Annotated in this window: 10 protein-coding genes; 6 read left to right on the top strand and 4 right to left on the bottom strand. The window is 69.5% G+C overall.

The window, feature by feature from the left end; genetic code table 11:
• Window positions 1–1,320: OB-fold nucleic acid binding domain-containing protein (locus VF139_00315; protein HEX6849818.1), on the top strand; the 1,320-nt coding region annotated here is incomplete at its 5' end.
• Here VF139_00315 and VF139_00310 read toward each other — a convergent pair.
• Complete coding sequence (locus tag VF139_00310) at window positions 1,292–3,316, bottom strand: S9 family peptidase (GenBank protein HEX6849817.1); 2,025 nt, start codon at window positions 3,314–3,316, stop codon at window positions 1,292–1,294. The two genes, VF139_00315 and VF139_00310, sit on opposite strands and share 29 nt — an antisense overlap.
• A gap of 139 nt (window positions 3,317–3,455) precedes the next feature.
• Between VF139_00310 and VF139_00305 the strand changes: the two genes are divergently transcribed.
• The 4 genes from VF139_00305 to VF139_00290 are packed head-to-tail and all read left to right on the top strand — an operon-like array spanning window position 3,456 to window position 11,053.
• A complete protein-coding gene (locus tag VF139_00305) occupies window positions 3,456–6,125 on the top strand; it encodes an alpha/beta fold hydrolase (GenBank protein ID HEX6849816.1) in 2,670 nt (889 codons plus the stop codon).
• Between the two features lie 23 nt (window positions 6,126–6,148).
• Complete coding sequence (locus VF139_00300; GenBank protein ID HEX6849815.1) at window positions 6,149–6,718, top strand: peroxiredoxin; 570 nt, start codon at window positions 6,149–6,151, stop codon at window positions 6,716–6,718.
• A complete protein-coding gene (locus VF139_00295) occupies window positions 6,715–7,713 on the top strand; it encodes a DUF72 domain-containing protein (protein ID HEX6849814.1) in 999 nt (332 codons plus the stop codon). The genes VF139_00300 and VF139_00295 overlap by 4 nt, the downstream gene beginning before the upstream one ends.
• Before the next feature lie 37 nt (window positions 7,714–7,750).
• Window positions 7,751–11,053, top strand: a complete 3,303-nt coding sequence (locus tag VF139_00290; protein HEX6849813.1) for a hypothetical protein — start codon at window positions 7,751–7,753, stop codon at window positions 11,051–11,053.
• On the opposite strand, the gene VF139_00285 is transcribed toward VF139_00290, so the two are convergent.
• Window positions 11,054–11,566 carry a hypothetical protein gene (locus VF139_00285; GenBank protein ID HEX6849812.1) on the bottom strand — a complete coding sequence of 171 codons (513 nt, stop codon included), beginning with the start codon at window positions 11,564–11,566 and terminating at the stop codon, window positions 11,054–11,056.
• 13 nt (window positions 11,567–11,579) lie between these two features.
• Window positions 11,580–12,056, bottom strand: a complete 477-nt coding sequence (locus VF139_00280) for a prepilin-type N-terminal cleavage/methylation domain-containing protein (GenBank protein HEX6849811.1) — start codon at window positions 12,054–12,056, stop codon at window positions 11,580–11,582.
• A 456-nt stretch (window positions 12,057–12,512) separates the two neighbouring features.
• Here VF139_00280 and ccsA point away from each other — a divergent pair, with 456 nt between their 5' ends.
• Window positions 12,513–14,789: a cytochrome c biogenesis protein CcsA gene (gene ccsA / locus VF139_00275; protein ID HEX6849810.1), complete on the top strand. Its 2,277-nt coding sequence runs from the start codon at window positions 12,513–12,515 to the stop codon at window positions 14,787–14,789.
• Here ccsA and VF139_00270 read toward each other — a convergent pair.
• On the bottom strand, window positions 14,786–15,106 hold the full coding sequence (locus VF139_00270) for a cupin domain-containing protein (protein HEX6849809.1): 321 nt from the start codon (window positions 15,104–15,106) through the stop codon (window positions 14,786–14,788). The two genes, ccsA and VF139_00270, sit on opposite strands and share 4 nt — an antisense overlap.
• Window positions 15,107–15,122: the final 16 nt, after the last annotated feature.

Here is a 15,122-nt window from a genome sequence, read left to right as displayed (position 1 = left end):
CCCGGGCCGATCACCGGCGGGATGGTTCATCCCTACCTGAGGCGGCGGAACGGGGAGGAGGAGGTCGTCTACCCGCACCCTTCGCTCGAGCCGGTCCTGAAGAAGACCCTCGGCGTCCCCCTCTTCCAGGAGCAGGTGATCCGCCTCGCGATGGTCGCGGCGGATTACACCCCCGGCGAGGCCGATCAGCTCCGCCGCGACATGGCCGCTTGGCGGAAGACCGGACGCATCGAGCGCCACCGCGAGCGGCTCGTGCGACGCATGGAGGCGAAGGGGATCGAGCGGGAGTTCGCGGAGCGGGTCTTCGATCAGATCCGCGGCTTCGGTGAATACGGCTTTCCCGAGTCCCACGCGGCCTCGTTCTCGCTGATCGCCTACGCGACGGCGTGGATGCGACGGCACCACCTCGACGTCTTCACCTGCTCGCTCCTCAACGCGCAGCCGATGGGGTTCTACTCCTCCTCGACGATCGTCGAGGACGCGAAGCGTCACGGGCTGACGGTGCTCCCCGTAGACGTGACCCGGAGTGCGTGGGATTGCACCCTCGAGGGCGGAGAAATAGGGACAGCAACCATTTTTCGCCCGTCGGGGCGAAAAATGGTTGCTGTCCCTATTTCTCCGCTTCCGATGCGCATGGGGCTGCGTTACGTGAAGGGGCTGCGCGAGGACGTGGGGAAACGCGTCGTCGCTTCACGCCCCTACGCCTCGATCCCCGACCTCGTCTCCCGCGCCGGGCTCGACGAGGGGTCGGTCTCGCGTCTCGCGGAGGCGGGGGCGCTGCGCTCCCTCGAGCCGAACCGCCGCGGGGCGTTGTGGGCCGCGAAGGGCGCGGCGCGAACGGGGCGCGGGGCGATGGAGGTTCCCGTCGAGGAGACGGCGCTCCCCGAGTTCGCCGCGCTCGACGCCTTCGAGACGATCGGCTGGGACTACCGCACCTCGGGGCACAGCGCCGAGGGGCACCCCCTCGAGCCGCTGCGCGAGCGGCTGCGCGCGCACCGCCTTCCGGACGCGGCGCAGGTGACGGCCGGGGCCGACGGAAGCCGCGCGCGTTACGCAGGGCTCGTGATCTGCCGCCAGCGTCCCGGCACCGCGTCCGGGGTCGTCTTCCTCACGCTCGAGGACGAAACCGGCTTCGTGAACGTCGTCTGCTGGGCCCCCGTCTACGAGCGGTTCCGCATCCTCGTGAAGACGGCGAGTTTCCTCGGCGTGACCGGCAAGCTCCAGCGCCAGGACGGGGTCGTGCACCTGATCGCGGACTCCTTCTGGGAGCCGCGCAACCTGCTTGCGCCCGCTACTGCGAAGAGCCGCGACTTCCACTGACCGCCGGGTCGTGCCGGCGGTACCACTCGACCCAGCGCTCGAGAAAGTGCACCACGTGCGCCTTCTCGGTGAACCCGTGGGGCTCGCGCGGGTAGGCCCAGAGCTCCGTCTCGACCCCCAGGTCGACGAGCGCCCGCCAGAGGATCTGGCCATTGGGGAAGGGCACGCGTTCGTCCGCTTCGCCGTGGATCACGAGGGTGGGCGTCACGACCTTGCCGAGGGAGCGCATCGGATTCGCCCGGTCGAAGTTCTCGAGCTGCTTCCAGGGAATCCCGCGGTACTCCCACTCCGCCGCGACCCCGTGGTTGATGTCCGAGGTCACGTATTCGACGACGGTGTCGACGACCGCCGCGCCCGCGACCGCGGCGCGATATCGGGACGTGTGCCCGATCGTCCACGTGGTGAGATACCCGCCCCACGACCAGCCGCCGTAGAAGAGACGCTTCGGGTCGGCGACCCCCTTCGCGACCAGCGCGTCCACGCCGCTCTCGATGTCGAGGAACTCGATCTCCCCGAGCCGCCCGCGATTCGCGGCGTAGAAGTCGAGCCCGTACCCGACGCCCCCCCGGTAGTTCGGCCGGAACACCGTGTACCCGCGCGCGGCGAAGAAGGTCGCCCACCACGAGAATCCCTCGGTCGTGACCGAGTCCGGACCTCCGTGCGGCATCACCATGAGCGGCGCCGGCGCCCCGGGCTTCGCGATCGGGCTCGTGAGGAGCACCCCCTCGATCGTCGGTCCCTCGGGGCTCTTCCACGAGACGACCTCGAGTTTCCCCTTCGGCCAGGCTGCCGTCTCGGGGTTCACGTCCACCGGAACGCGGACCGCCCCCGAGCCGAGGTCGAAGACGGTCGGGTTGGCGGGCTGCACGTAGGTGGAGGAGGGGAAGAGCAGGACGTTTCCGGCGCGATCCGCGTGCACCGCCCCGACCACGACCCTCGCGGGTTCTCCGGCGATTCCCTGGAACGGAACATCCCGCACGCGCGACCCGTCGAACGCGAGCTCGACGAACCTCGACCGTGTCTTCTCCGCAAGGTGCGCGACGATCGACCGCGAGTCGCCGCGCCATGCGAACCCCATGAGCGTCGGGTCGAGCTTCGCCGCGGCGTTCCACCGCCGGCTCCCGTCGACCTCGACCACCACGAGGTGGTTCAGCAGCGACAACGTCCCCACGCCCTGCTCCCAGGCGAGGTACCTCCCGTCCGGGGAGAAGGCGACCTCGCCGAGATTCGCCCCCTCGTCCGACACGCGCCGCGCCGCGGCGGAGCGGTCGACGGGCGCGATCGCCACCCACGCGAGGTTCGAGGCTTCGTACGGATCGGCGGACGCCGCAAGAACGAGCGCGAAGCGCTTGCCGTCCGGAGACCACCGGAAGGCGACGACGTGTTCGGGGCCGGCGTACGCCTCGACGGGGTCGCCGCCCGTTACCGGCACCACCCAGAGCCGTCGCGGCTCCCACTTCCGTCCCCACGCCGTGGCGCCGCCGCGCAGGAACTCCTCCCGTTTGCGGTCTTCGGATCGGGGCCTCTCGGCGAGGAAGGCGACCTTCGATCCGTCGGGGGAGAAGGCGAACGACGCGGGCTCGAGCTTGCCGGTGTCGATCGCCGCCGCTTCGCCGAAGTCCACCGGGAGGACGTGCAGCTTGGACTTCCCGTCGACTTTGCGCAGGAACGCGAGCGAACGACCGTTCGGCGTGAACTCCGGCGAGGAGACGTCGGATCCCTCCGCGGTCATCGCCCGGGGGCGCCCTCCCGTCGCCGGCGCGAGGAACAGTTGCGTGGACTTCGACCACCCGCCGGACGTGTCTGAATCGTCCTTGGGTTTCGCCTCCGGATCGAACTTCGGCGAGGTCAGCGTGTAGGCGACGAGCTTGCCGTCCGGGGAGAGGGCGAGGGCGCCGAGCGACCGCAACGACGCGATCTCGACGGCGGTGGGGGAGGTCTCCGCGGCGACGACGGGAAGGACGGAGAGGGCGGCGACGAGAAGGGGTCGAAGCATGATCTTCTCCTCGGGGGAATGAACCGTACCATCGGCGTCCAGCCGCCGGAGCCCGGACGCGGCGAATGGGTGAAACGCGGCGCCCCAGCGGCCGTACTACTCTCTCCGACTCGCCACTCCGAAGGGCAAGGGGGTTTCCATGCGCACTCGAATCCCGCGGCTCGTGCTCGCCGCGCTCGTCGTCGCCTTCCTCGCCGGCGTCGCTTCCGCCGCGCTTCCGCCGATCCTCGACCGGGAGCTGATCTTCGGCGACCCGGAGATCTCGGGGGCGCAGATCTCCCCCGACGGGCGGTACATCGCCTTCATCAAGCCGCTGGACGGCACGCGGAACGTCTGGGTGAAGACGACCGACGAGCCCTTCGAGAAGGCGAAGCCGATCACCGCGGACACGAAGCGGCCCATCCCCGCCTACTTCTGGTCGCGGGACGGGAAGTTCGTCCTGTTCGTCCAGGACCAGGGGGGGGACGAGAACTACAACGTCTTCGCCGTCGATCCGTCGGCATCCCCCGCGGCGGGGGCGAAGGTCCCGGCGGCGCGCAACCTGACCGACGCGAAGGGGGTCCGCGCGCTGATCTACCGCGTCTCGAAGAAGGACGCGGACCTGATGTTCGTCGGCCTCAACGACCGCGATCCCGCGTGGCACGACCTCTACCGCCTGAAGATCTCGACCGGCGAACGCACGCTCGTCCGCAAGAACCTCGACCGGGTCGCGGGCTGGACCTTCGACGAGAACGACCAGCTCCGCCTCGCGACCCGCACCACCGACAAGGGGGACACCGAGGTCCTCCGAGTCGACGGCGACGCGATGAAGACCGCCTACACCTGCGGCGTCACCGACACCTGCGGCCCCTTCCGTTTCCACAAGGACGGCGCGCGCGTCTACTTCGTGACCAACAAGGACTCGGACCTGATCCGGCTGATCCTGTTCGATCCCGCGACCGGCGCCGAGACCGCGGTCGACTCCGACCCGCTCGGGCGCGTCGACCTCGAGGCGCCGATCTTCTCGGAGGTGAGCAACGAGCTCGTCGGCACGGCGTACGTCGACGATCGCACGCGGGTCTACTGGCGTGACGAGGCGTTCAAGAAGGACTACGACTTCCTGCGCCGGAAGCTCGGCGACGCGGAGATCGGCTTCGGCGCCTCGACGACGGACGAGCGGAAGTGGATCGTGAGCGCGGGAAGCGACACCGAGCCCGGCGCCACCTACCTCTTCGACCGGGACCGGAACAAGCTGACCCTCCAGTACCGCGTGCGCGAGAAGCTCCCGCGCACGGCACTCGCCCCGATGAAGTCCCTGCGGTACCCGTCGTCCGACGGGCTCGAGATTCCCGCCTATCTCACCCTTCCGAAGGGGGTCCCCGCGAAGGGACTCCCGCTCGTCGTCTTCCCGCACGGCGGCCCGTGGGCCCGCGACACCTGGGGGTACGACGCCTACGCCCAGTTCCTCGCCAATCGCGGCTACGCCGTCCTGCAGCCGAACTTCCGGAGCTCGACCGGTTACGGGAAGAAGTTCCTGAACGCGGGAAACAACGAGTGGGGCCAGAAGATGCAGGACGACATCACCTGGGGGGTGAAACATCTCGTCGCCGAGGGGATCGTCGACCCGAAGCGGGTCGGGATCATGGGTGGCTCCTACGGCGGCTACGCCTCGCTCGCCGGGGTGACCTTCACCCCCGACCTCTACGCCGCGGCGGTGCCGATCGTCGCGCCGTCGAACCTCATCACGCTGCTCGACTCGATCCCGCCGTACTGGGAGGCGATCCGCACGATCTTCTACACGCGCATGGGCGATCCCCGGACCCCCGAAGGAAAGGCGCAGCTCCTCCGGCAGTCGCCGCTCACGAGCGCGGACAAGATCAAGACGCCGCTTCTGATCGTGCAGGGGGCGAACGATCCCCGCGTCAAGCGCGCGGAGGCCGACCAGATCGTGATCGCCCTGCGCGACCGCGGCTTCCCCGTCGAGTACCTCGTCGCGCCCGACGAGGGGCACGGCTTCGCGCGCCCCGTCAACAACATGGCGATGCTCGCCTCCGCGGAGAAGTTCCTCGCGAAGCACCTCGGCGGCCGCTTCCAGGAGTCGGCGACCCCCGAGGTCGCCGCCCGGCTCAAGGAGATCACGGTCGATCCGAAGTCGGTCGTCCTCGCCAAGCCCGTGGACACGGGCGCGGTCTCCGCGCCGAAGCCGGCGGGGCCGATCGCGACCGGCGCGTGGAGCTACGGCGTCTCGCTCGAGATGGCCGGACAGTCGATGAAGCTCGCCACGACGACGGAGGTCAAGCGGGAGGGCGCGGACATCGTCGTCGTGGACCGGGTGAAGTCTCCGATGGGCGAGGCGACCGACACGGTCGTGCTCGACCCCGAGACCCTCACCATGCGCTCGCGGACGATCGCGCAGGGACCGCTTTCGGTGCGCCTCGACGTCAAGGACGGCAAGGCCACCGGCGAGTTGAAGATGGGCGAGCAGCCGCAGCCTCTCTCGGCGGATCTCGGGGGGGCGCTGTTCGCGGACGGCGCCGGAGCGTTCCAGGCGATCGCGGCGCTCCCCCTTGCCGAGGGGTACAAGACGAGCTTCCGGAACTTCGACCTCCAGGGCCAGAAGGTGAAGATCCGGAATCTTGCGGTGGTCGGAAGCGAGGGCGTGACGGTGCCCGCGGGCACGTTCGACTGCTTCAAGCTCGAGATGACGACGGTGGACGACGCCGAGAAGGCGACGGCGTGGATCGCAAAGGAAGGCCGCAAGGTCGTGAAGGTCGCGACGGTCTCTCCCCAGATGAACGGCGCGACGATCACCTCGGAGCTGCAGCCCTAGCGCTTCGTGGCAGACTCGACCGGATGCGCTCGGACGACCTGTATTCGGTTCCCGCGGGCCTCCCGGTGCCGGAGGACGACGGCGCGGCGCGCCATCTCGTCGGCGCCTCGATGCCCGCGGTCGAGCTTCCGGCGACCGACGGGAGCAGGGTCCGGCTCGACCGTCTCGGTCCCGGACGCACCGTCCTCTACGCGTACCCGCGCACGGGCGTACCCGACCGGGATTCGCCTCCGGGATGGGACGAGATCCCGGGAGCCCGCGGGTGCACGCCGCAGAACTGCTCGTTCCGCGACCATCACGCGGCGTTGCGGGCCCTCGGCGCCGGGGTCTTCGGGCTGAGCACGCAGGACACCGCGTACCAGCGCGAGATGGCGGAGCGGTTGCACCTGCCGTACCCGATCCTCAGCGACGCGGCGCTCGAGCTGACCCGCGCGCTCGCCCTCCCGACGTTCGTGTACGGCGAGTGGACCCTGCTCCGGCGCCTCTCGATGATCGTGCGCGACGGTCGCATCGAGCACGTCTTCTACCCGGTCTTCCCTCCCGATTCCGACGGACCGCGCGTGCTCGCGTGGATCCGGGAGGCCTCGCGGTGAAACGTCCGCAGCGCGGACTCTTCGGCGATTCGGAGGATCCCGCGCCGGCGAAGCGGCGCCGCAGCGAGGGCGTCGGACCGGCCCCCGTCGCCGACGCGCTCGTCGCGATCGCATCCAGGCTCCCCGAGGCCCTTCGCCTGGGCACGTCGTCGTGGTCGTTTCCGGGCTGGAAGGGCATCGTCTACGACGTCGCCACGACGGCGACCGAGCTCTCCCGCCGTGGGCTCGAGGCCTATGCGAAGCACCCGCTCCTGCGGACCGTCGGCGTCGACCGGACCTTCTACGCCCCGGTGACCGCGGAGGTCCTTCGCGGTTACGCGGCGCAGGTCCCCGGGGATTTCCGCTTCGTCGTGAAGGCCCCGTCCCTCACGACGTCCCCCGTTCTTTTCGGCGAGGGCGGGGCCCCGCAGGGTCCGAACGAGCTCTTCCTCGACGCCGCTTGGGCCGAGGAGTTCTCGGTGCGACCCTTCGTCGAGGGGCTCGCCGGAAAGGGAGGCGCGCTCCTTTTCCAGTTTCCCCCGCTCGGCGCCGCCCTCACCGCGAGACCCGAGCAGTTCGCCGAGCGGCTCGCGCGGTTCCTCCAGGCCCTCCCGCGCGGCGTCCCCTACGCCGTCGAGCTGCGCGACGGGAAGCTGTTCGTTCCCGACTACGCGGGGGCGCTGAAAGCGGGCGGCGCAACGCACTGTCTCTCGATTCACCCGCGCGTTCCCCCGATCGGAACCCAGCGGTCGTGGTCCGATCCGCAGGAGGGTCCGCTCGTGATCCGCTGGATGCTGCACTCCGGGATGAACTACGAGCAGGCGCGCGAACGGTACGCGCCCTTCGATCGCATCGTCGACGACGACCCGGACGGCCGAGCCGCCGTCGCGACCGCCGCGGTGGAGGCGTTGACGCGCAACCGGAGTCTCTTCGTGATCGCGAACAACAAGGCGGAGGGGTCGTCGCCGCACACGATCTTCAGGCTGGCCGCGAGAATCCTCGAGGGGCTCGGTTAGAATCCGCCCTTCGTCCCAGACGCTCACGGGGGTCACGATGTTCCGACGCCGTCCGGTCCTGGCCACGCTGCTCCTGTTCTGCGCCCTCCCCGCCCTCGCGGCCAAGACGCCGGCGAAGCCCGAAGAGGAGAAGCCCAAGCCGAAGATGGGGGCGGACACCTTCTCCGGACTCGCCTTCCGCGGCATCGGGCCCGCCATGATCTCCGGACGGGTCTCGGACATCGCGGTCGACCCGCGGGACCACGGGACGTGGTACGTGACGGCGGCCTCCGGAAACGTCTGGAAGACGACGAACTACGGCACGACCTGGTCGCCGATCTTCGAGACCCAGGGCTCCTATTCGATCGGCTGCGTGACCCTGGACCCGAACAACCCGCACGTCGTGTGGATCGGGACGGGGGAGAACAACTCCCAGCGCTCCGTCGCGTACGGCGACGGCGTGTACAAGTCGGTGGACGGCGGGAAGTCCTGGGAACACGTCGGGCTCAAGAACTCCGAGCACGTGGGGAAGATCCTCGTCGATCCGCGGGATTCGGAGGTCGTCTGGGTCGCCGCGCAGGGGCCGCTGTGGAACGACGGCGGCGATCGCGGGCTCTACAGGTCCGTGGACGGGGGGAAGACCTGGGAGCGCTCGCTCGAGATCTCCGACAAGACCGGCGTCACCGACGTCGTGATGGATCCGCGCAACCCCGACGTGATGCTCGCGGCCGCCTACCAGCGCCGCCGCCACGTGTGGACCCTGATCAACGGCGGCCCGGAGTCGGCGATCTACAAGACGACCGACGGCGGAGAGAACTGGAAGAAGATCGAGAGCGGCATGCCCTCCGGCGACGTGGGGCGCATCGGCCTCGCGTTCTCCCCCGTCAACCCCGACACGGTGTACGCGATCGTCGAGGCCGCGGAGAAGGGCTCGGGGTTCTACCGCTCCCTCGACGGAGGCTGGACCTGGGAGAAACGATCCGACTACGTCGCGACGAGCCCGCAGTACTACAACGAGATCGTCGCCGACCCGAAGTTCGAGGGGCGCGTCTACTCGATGGATACGTGGATGCACGTCACCGAGGACGGCGGGAAGACGTTCGTGAAGGTGGGGGAGAGGTTCAAGCACGTCGACAACCACGCGCTCTGGATCGATCCTAAGGACGTCGATCACATGATCGCCGGGTGCGACGGCGGCGTGTACTGGACCCGGGACCGCGGGGCGACGTGGAACTGGATCGCGAACCTGCCGCTCGCGCAGTTCTACAAGGTCGCGGTCGACGACGCGAAACCGTTCTACCACGTCTACGGCGGCACGCAGGACAACAACACGGTCGGCGGCCCGGTGCGCACGCGCACCGCGCACGGGATCGTCAACTCCGACTGGTTCATCACCGTGGGCGGCGACGGCTTTCAGGCCGCGATCGATCCGACGAATCCCGACATCGTGTACTCGCAGTGGCAACACGGGAACCTCGTGCGATACGACCGCAGGACCGGCGAGACCGTCGACATCCAGCCCCAGCCGGGACCCGGCGAGGCGCCGCTGCGCTGGAACTGGGACTCCCCGCTGGTCCTCAGCCCGCACTCGCCGACCCGCCTGTACTTCGCGGCGCAGCGCCTGTTCCGCAGCGACGATCGGGGGAACTCGTGGACGCCGGTGAGCCCCGACCTCACCGGGCAGATCGATCGGAACAAGCTCAAGGTGATGGGGCGCGTCTGGGGTGTCGATACGGTCGCGAAGAACAACTCGACGTCGTTCTACGGGAACCTCGTCGCCCTCTCCGAGAGCCCGAAGAAGGAAGGCAGGCTCGCGGTCGGAAGCGACGACGGGCTGATCCACGTCTCCGACGACGGGGGGAAGAACTGGACCAAGATCGCGTCGTTCCCCGGCGTGCCGGAGCGCAGCTACGTCTCGCGCGTCCTGTGGTCGCGGCACGACGCCGACGTCCTCTGGGCGACCTTCGACAACCACAAGATGGGCGACTACAAGCCGTACGTGCTTCGCAGCGCCGATCTCGGGAAGAGCTGGACCTCGGTCGCGGGGAACCTCCCGGTGCGCGGCACCGTCTACGCGATCGTCGAGGATCCCGCGAAGCGGGGCCTCGTGTTCGTCGGCACCGAGTTCGGCGTGTTCTTCACGGTCGACGGCGGCTCGAGCTGGGTCCAGCTCAAGGGCGGCATCCCGACGCAGCAGGCGCGCGATCTCGCGATCCAGGAGCGCGAAGGCGATCTCGTCGTGGCGACCTTCGGGCGCGGGTTCTACGTCCTCGACGACCTCTCGCCGTTGCGCGAGGCGAGCGAGGCGTCGCTCACGTCGACCGAGGCGCGCCTGTACCCGGTGAAGGACGCGTGGATGTTCGTGCCCTCGACCCCGTTCGGCGGCGAGGACAAGGCCTCGTTCGGGGACGCCTACTACACCGCCCCCAACCCGCCCTTCGGCGCGGTGTTCACCTATTACCTTCGGGACGGGTACAAGTCCCTGCGCGAGCAACGGCAGGAGGCGGACAAGGCCAAGGCGAAGAAGGGCGAAGACGTCTTCTACCCGTCGTGGGACGACCTCCGGAAGGAGGACCGCGAGGAGCCGCCGACGATCGTGCTGACCGTGACCGACGAGGACGGCCAGGTCGTGCGACGGATCGAGGGCCCACCGAAGGCCGGATTCCAGCGCGTCGCGTGGGACCTGCGCTACCCCGCCTTCGAGCCGACCCGCCTCACGCCTCCCGACGACGACCCCTTCTCGCCGAAGCCGGCGGGGCCGCTCGCCGCGCCCGGGACCTACGCCGTGACGCTGGCCAAGCGCGTGGGCGGCGTCGTGACGCCGCTCTCCGAGCCGAGGGAGTTCCGGACCGCGCCGCTGGGCGAGGCTTCGTTGCCGGCACCCGACCGCGAGGCGCTGCTGGCGTTCCAGAAGCGCACCGGCCGGCTGCAGCGCGCGGTGATGGGGGCGATCCGCTCCGCCGGCGAGGCGCAGGGCCGGATCGACCACCTGAAGAAGGCGATCGCCGACACTCCCGCCGCCGACCCGAAACTCGCGGACGAGGTTCGCGCGATCGAGGCGCGCCTGAAGGACCTGCGCGTCGAGCTCACCGGCGACGACACGGTGGCCCGGCGCAACGAGCCCACCGCCCCGTCGATCGCCGACCGCGTCCAGCAGGTGGTGTACGGCCACTGGTACGCCACGTCGGACACGACGGCGACGCACCGGAGGAACTACGAGATCGCGGCGGGGCAGTTCGCCCCGGTCCTCGAGCGCCTGCGCGCGCTCCTTCTCACCGACCTGAAGCGGGTCGAGGACGCGGCGGAGAAGGCCGGAGCCCCGTGGACACCCGGGCGCGTACCGGAGTGGAAGCCCGAGTAGCTACCGGGTCATCGCCAGCTCGACGGTCCGCTCCTGGACGTAGACGGTCTCGTTCGTCGTCGCCCGGCGGATGCGGTACGCGGGTGCGCTCTTGCCGTTCTCGAAGCGGTGCTGCTCGCTGAACGACTCGATCGTCCCGAACGACTCCGCGCTGCCGCGGATGCGGACGACGTCCCCGCTGTCGTACTGCCGGGTGGCGACCTGGATCGAGTTCCAGTTCAGGGCGACGAGCGCGATGCAGCCGCCGACGGCGAGCGTCGCCACGACGGCGATGCGCCGGCGGACGAACGCGTTCACCCGGGCGAGCGCCCCCGCGCTCGCGCGCGCGGCGAGCGCGCGACGCAGCACTCCGTACGCGTGGTGCATCTCGTGGAGTCGCTTCTGGTCCTCCTCGGTCGGGTTCTTCGGGGCCTTCTCCACGAGGAGGTAGTAGTGCGTCTCGAGCTGCTCGAGGCTCGTGCCGGGCTCGAGGCCCAGCAACGTCCAGTATCGGCTCAGGGCTGCGTCCGCCACGGAGGGCCCCCTCTCACCACTTGCTCTGGATGAACGTGCCGCCTTCGACGACGACGTCGGTGTTGAAGTCGAGCCACGAGCCGGTGATCGCGCCGTCGGGCGTCCCGTCCTTCCCGTAGCACCACACCCGGAACGTCGGGGCGCCGGCAACGGCCACCGGTTCGTAATAGAGGTTGTTCGACCACCCGTCGCGCGGATCGATCCGTCCGCCCTGCGTCCCGAGCGCCGCGATGAGGCTCGACACCGGCACCGTGGCACCGCCCGTGTTGGGGAGCAGGCTCGTGCTCGACTCGTACTGCATCACCGCGCTCGAGATCTGGCGCATGTTCGCGACCGAGCGGCCAAGGCGGGCCACGTCGAACGCGAAGAGCGCGGTCTGGATCGCCACCCCCGCGAGGATGCTGATCACGACGAGGACCACGAGGATCTCGACGAGGGTGAAGCCGGCCTGCCTCGGGTCTCGCGTCGCTGCCTGATGGTCACGATTCACGGCCCACCTCCGGGCAAAGGTCGCGCGTTGTCCCACGGCCCTACAGCAATCCCCGTTCCGGGCATCGCCCCGCTCCCCGCGGCCCGGAGCGTCGGCACGTAAATCCATTGCTTTCATCGAGTTGCGTGGAGCGACGACTCGGGGGTGACCCTGATTGTCCGTCGGATTCCCAGGACGTAACCGGTGCGGGGGGGAGCGGGCGCGCGGCGCGCCACCTGGGTGGGGGGGGAGCGACACGGGGTGTCCATCCGGTCGTTCCGAGCGCGGGCGCGGAAGGGATTGCGCAGGGACGGCCCCGTGTCTGCGCCGGCCCCGTCGGCCCCGCGCAAACCCTGCGCTCGGAAGGTGTCCCGGGAGGCCACGGGAGCCGATTCACGGGCTTTCGCGCGTGGCGCGGCTTTTGCCGAAGAGATCACGTTCCGGCCCGGGAATCCCCGGTCCGGTCGGAGGTCCCGGATGAAGAAGCTGCTCCTGCAGTTCGCCTCGCTCAAGGTCGCGGTCGTCCTGCTCGTCCTCCTCCTGATCGGCCTGGCCGCGGGCACGATCGTGGAGTCGGCGAAGGGACGGGAATACGCCGGCGAGACGGTCTACTACGCCGGATGGTTCCTCGCGCTCCAGGCGATCTTCGCGGTCAACGTCCTGGCGTCGATCGCCATCCACTACCCGTGGGGGAGCAAGCGCATCGGTTTCCTGATGACCCACGGCTCGCTGCTGCTGATCTTCGCCGGATCCTGCGTCTCCTACTTCGCCAAGATCGAGGGGCACCTGCCGCTGTGGGAAGGGCAGACCTCCGGCACCGTCATCACGCAGGCGTCGGAGAAGGCGCCGGAGATCCCGTACGAGCTCCCCTTCAAGGTGAAGCTCGACGACTTTCGGATCGACTACTACCAGGGGACCATGCGGCCGGCCCAGTTCCGCAGCACCGTCCAGATCCTCGACGGCGCGGCCGCCGTCCCGGCGCAGATCTACATGAACCACCCGCTGCACTACGGCGGGTGGAGCTTCTTCCAGTCGAGTTACCGGCAGGAGGACGGTCGCGAGGCGACGATCCTCTCGGTTTCGAAGGACCCCGGACAGAACATCGTGTTCGTGGGGTACGGCCTGCTCGTCCTCGGGATGTGCGTCGTTCTCGGGACGCGGATCCAGCAGGCGAAGACCCAGACCGGCCCGTTCGCGCGGCGCGGCCCGACGTCGACGATGGTCGGGAAGATCGGGACCGTCCTCCTCGCGCTCGGCGGATCCGCGACGCTCGCCTCGGCGGCGCCCGCGCCCGCCTGGCCCGAGGGCGCGAAGCCCGAGATCCTGAAGACCCTGCCCGTGCAGCACGACGGCCGCGTGATGCCGCTCGACACCCTCGCCCGCGAAGCGGTGTGGACCGTGACCGGCTCCCGGACCTGGCAGGGACAGGACCCGGTCGCGACCGTGCTGGGGTGGACCTTCGACCCGAACACCGCGGCGAACGCGCCGGTCGTGAAGATCTCGTCCGACCTCGCCGCGGCGGGCGGGCTCGCCGGGGCGTCGCACGTCTCGTTCATGCAGTGCGTGCAGAACCGGCCGATCATGCAGCTGATGCAGCAGGCCCACGCCGACGAGCAGGCGGACAAGCCCAGACACGGGCTCGGCAAGGAAGCGGAGAAGCTCGAGAACCGCCTCGTGACCCTCAAGGGCTTCCTGGACGGCGCGGCGATCTTCCCGGTGCCCGCCGCGAATCCGCAGGACCACTGGGAGCCCGCGCACGCACACGGCGCGGCGGAGCTCGCGTATCTGCTCAAGGACGCCCGTCCCGCCGCGTGGCCTCCGGTCGAGGCGATCGAGAAGGAGCTCCTCTACAACTCCGCCCGTCCCGCGCGTCTGTCCTGGTGGGTCCTCTGCGTCGCCCTCGTGCTCTCGCTCGTCGCCTGGAACTCCCCGAAACGCTGGCTGGACGCGTTGGCCTTCCTCGGTCTCGTCGCGGGATTCGCGCTGATGACCTGGGGCATCGCGCTGCGCTGGCAGGTCGCCGGCCGCATCCCCGCGACGAACATGTACGAGTCGCTGCTGTTCCTCGCCTGGGGGGTCGGCCTGTTCGCGGTCGTCGCGTTCGCGGTGATGCGTAATCGGATGGTCGTGCTGAACGCGAACGTCATGGCGGCGCTGACCATGGTCCTCACCGACCAGCTCCCGATGGATCGCTTCATCCACCCGGCGGCACCGGTGCTCTCGGGGACGCCCTGGCTCGCCATCCACGTGCCCATCATCATGGTCAGCTACGCGGTGCTCGCACTGGGCGTCGTGATCGCGCACATGCAGATCGGCTTCACGATCTTCCGCAAGCGCCAGGATCTCGTCGACAAGATGAGCGAGCTCCTGTACTGGTACACGATGGTCGGCACGATCCTCCTGATCGCCGGCATCCTGACCGGATCGATCTGGGCCGCGTCGTCGTGGGGCCGTTACTGGGGCTGGGACCCGAAGGAGGTCTGGTCCCTCGTCGCGTGGCTGGCGTACATCGCGATCCTGCACGCGCGCTGGGACAAGTGGATCGGACCGTTCAGCGTGGCCGCGATCAGCGTCGTCGCCTTCCAGACGATCCTGATGACCTACCTCGGCGTGAACTTCGTCCTGGCGGCGGGCCTGCACTCGTACGGCTTCGGCAGCTCGTCGGTCGTCAACTGGATGGTGCTCGTCGCGGTGGCGGAGCTCGCCTTCATCGGGGCGGGGTACGTCGCCTACCGGAGGATGGGCCGGACCTAGGGCCTCAGCAGCGTCAGCGCCATCTTGAACCGCTCGACGGCACGGACGGCGTGTGGAGCGCCGGCCGGCATCAACACGGCGCGCCCCGCCTCCAGGCGTCGGGGCGCGCCGAACACGGTCAGCTCCCCGACCCCCTCCAGGACGTGGACCAGCGCGTCGAAGGGGGCGGCGTGCTCGCTGAGCTCCTGTCCCGCGTCGAAGGCGAAGAGGGTGATCGTCCCCCCGCCGCGTTTGAGCAACGTCCGGCTGACGACGGCTTTCTCCTGGTAGTCGACGAGAGACGCGTAGTCGAACGTGGGGTCGGGCGGGGTCGTCATGGCGGGCCTCCGAGGG

This window comes from Candidatus Polarisedimenticolaceae bacterium, assembly GCA_036376135.1.
GTDB lineage: Bacteria > Acidobacteriota > Polarisedimenticolia > Polarisedimenticolales > DASRJG01 > DASVAW01.
This window is presented reverse-complemented; position numbering and strand designations above follow the sequence as displayed.

Bases quoted from the DNA above. Each gene is read 5' to 3' on its own strand.
- ccsA (HEX6849810.1), top strand. From the start codon at position 12,513: ATGAAGAAGCTGCTCCTGCAGTTCGCCTCGCTCAAGGTCGCGGTCGTC.
- VF139_00300 (HEX6849815.1), top strand. From the start codon at position 6,149: ATGCGCTCGGACGACCTGTATTCGGTTCCCGCGGGCCTCCCGGTGCCG.
- VF139_00305 (HEX6849816.1), top strand. From the start codon at position 3,456: ATGCGCACTCGAATCCCGCGGCTCGTGCTCGCCGCGCTCGTCGTCGCC.
- VF139_00310 (HEX6849817.1), bottom strand. From the start codon at position 3,316: ATGCTTCGACCCCTTCTCGTCGCCGCCCTCTCCGTCCTTCCCGTCGTC.
- VF139_00270 (HEX6849809.1), bottom strand. From the start codon at position 15,106: ATGACGACCCCGCCCGACCCCACGTTCGACTACGCGTCTCTCGTCGAC.
- VF139_00290 (HEX6849813.1), top strand. From the start codon at position 7,751: ATGTTCCGACGCCGTCCGGTCCTGGCCACGCTGCTCCTGTTCTGCGCC.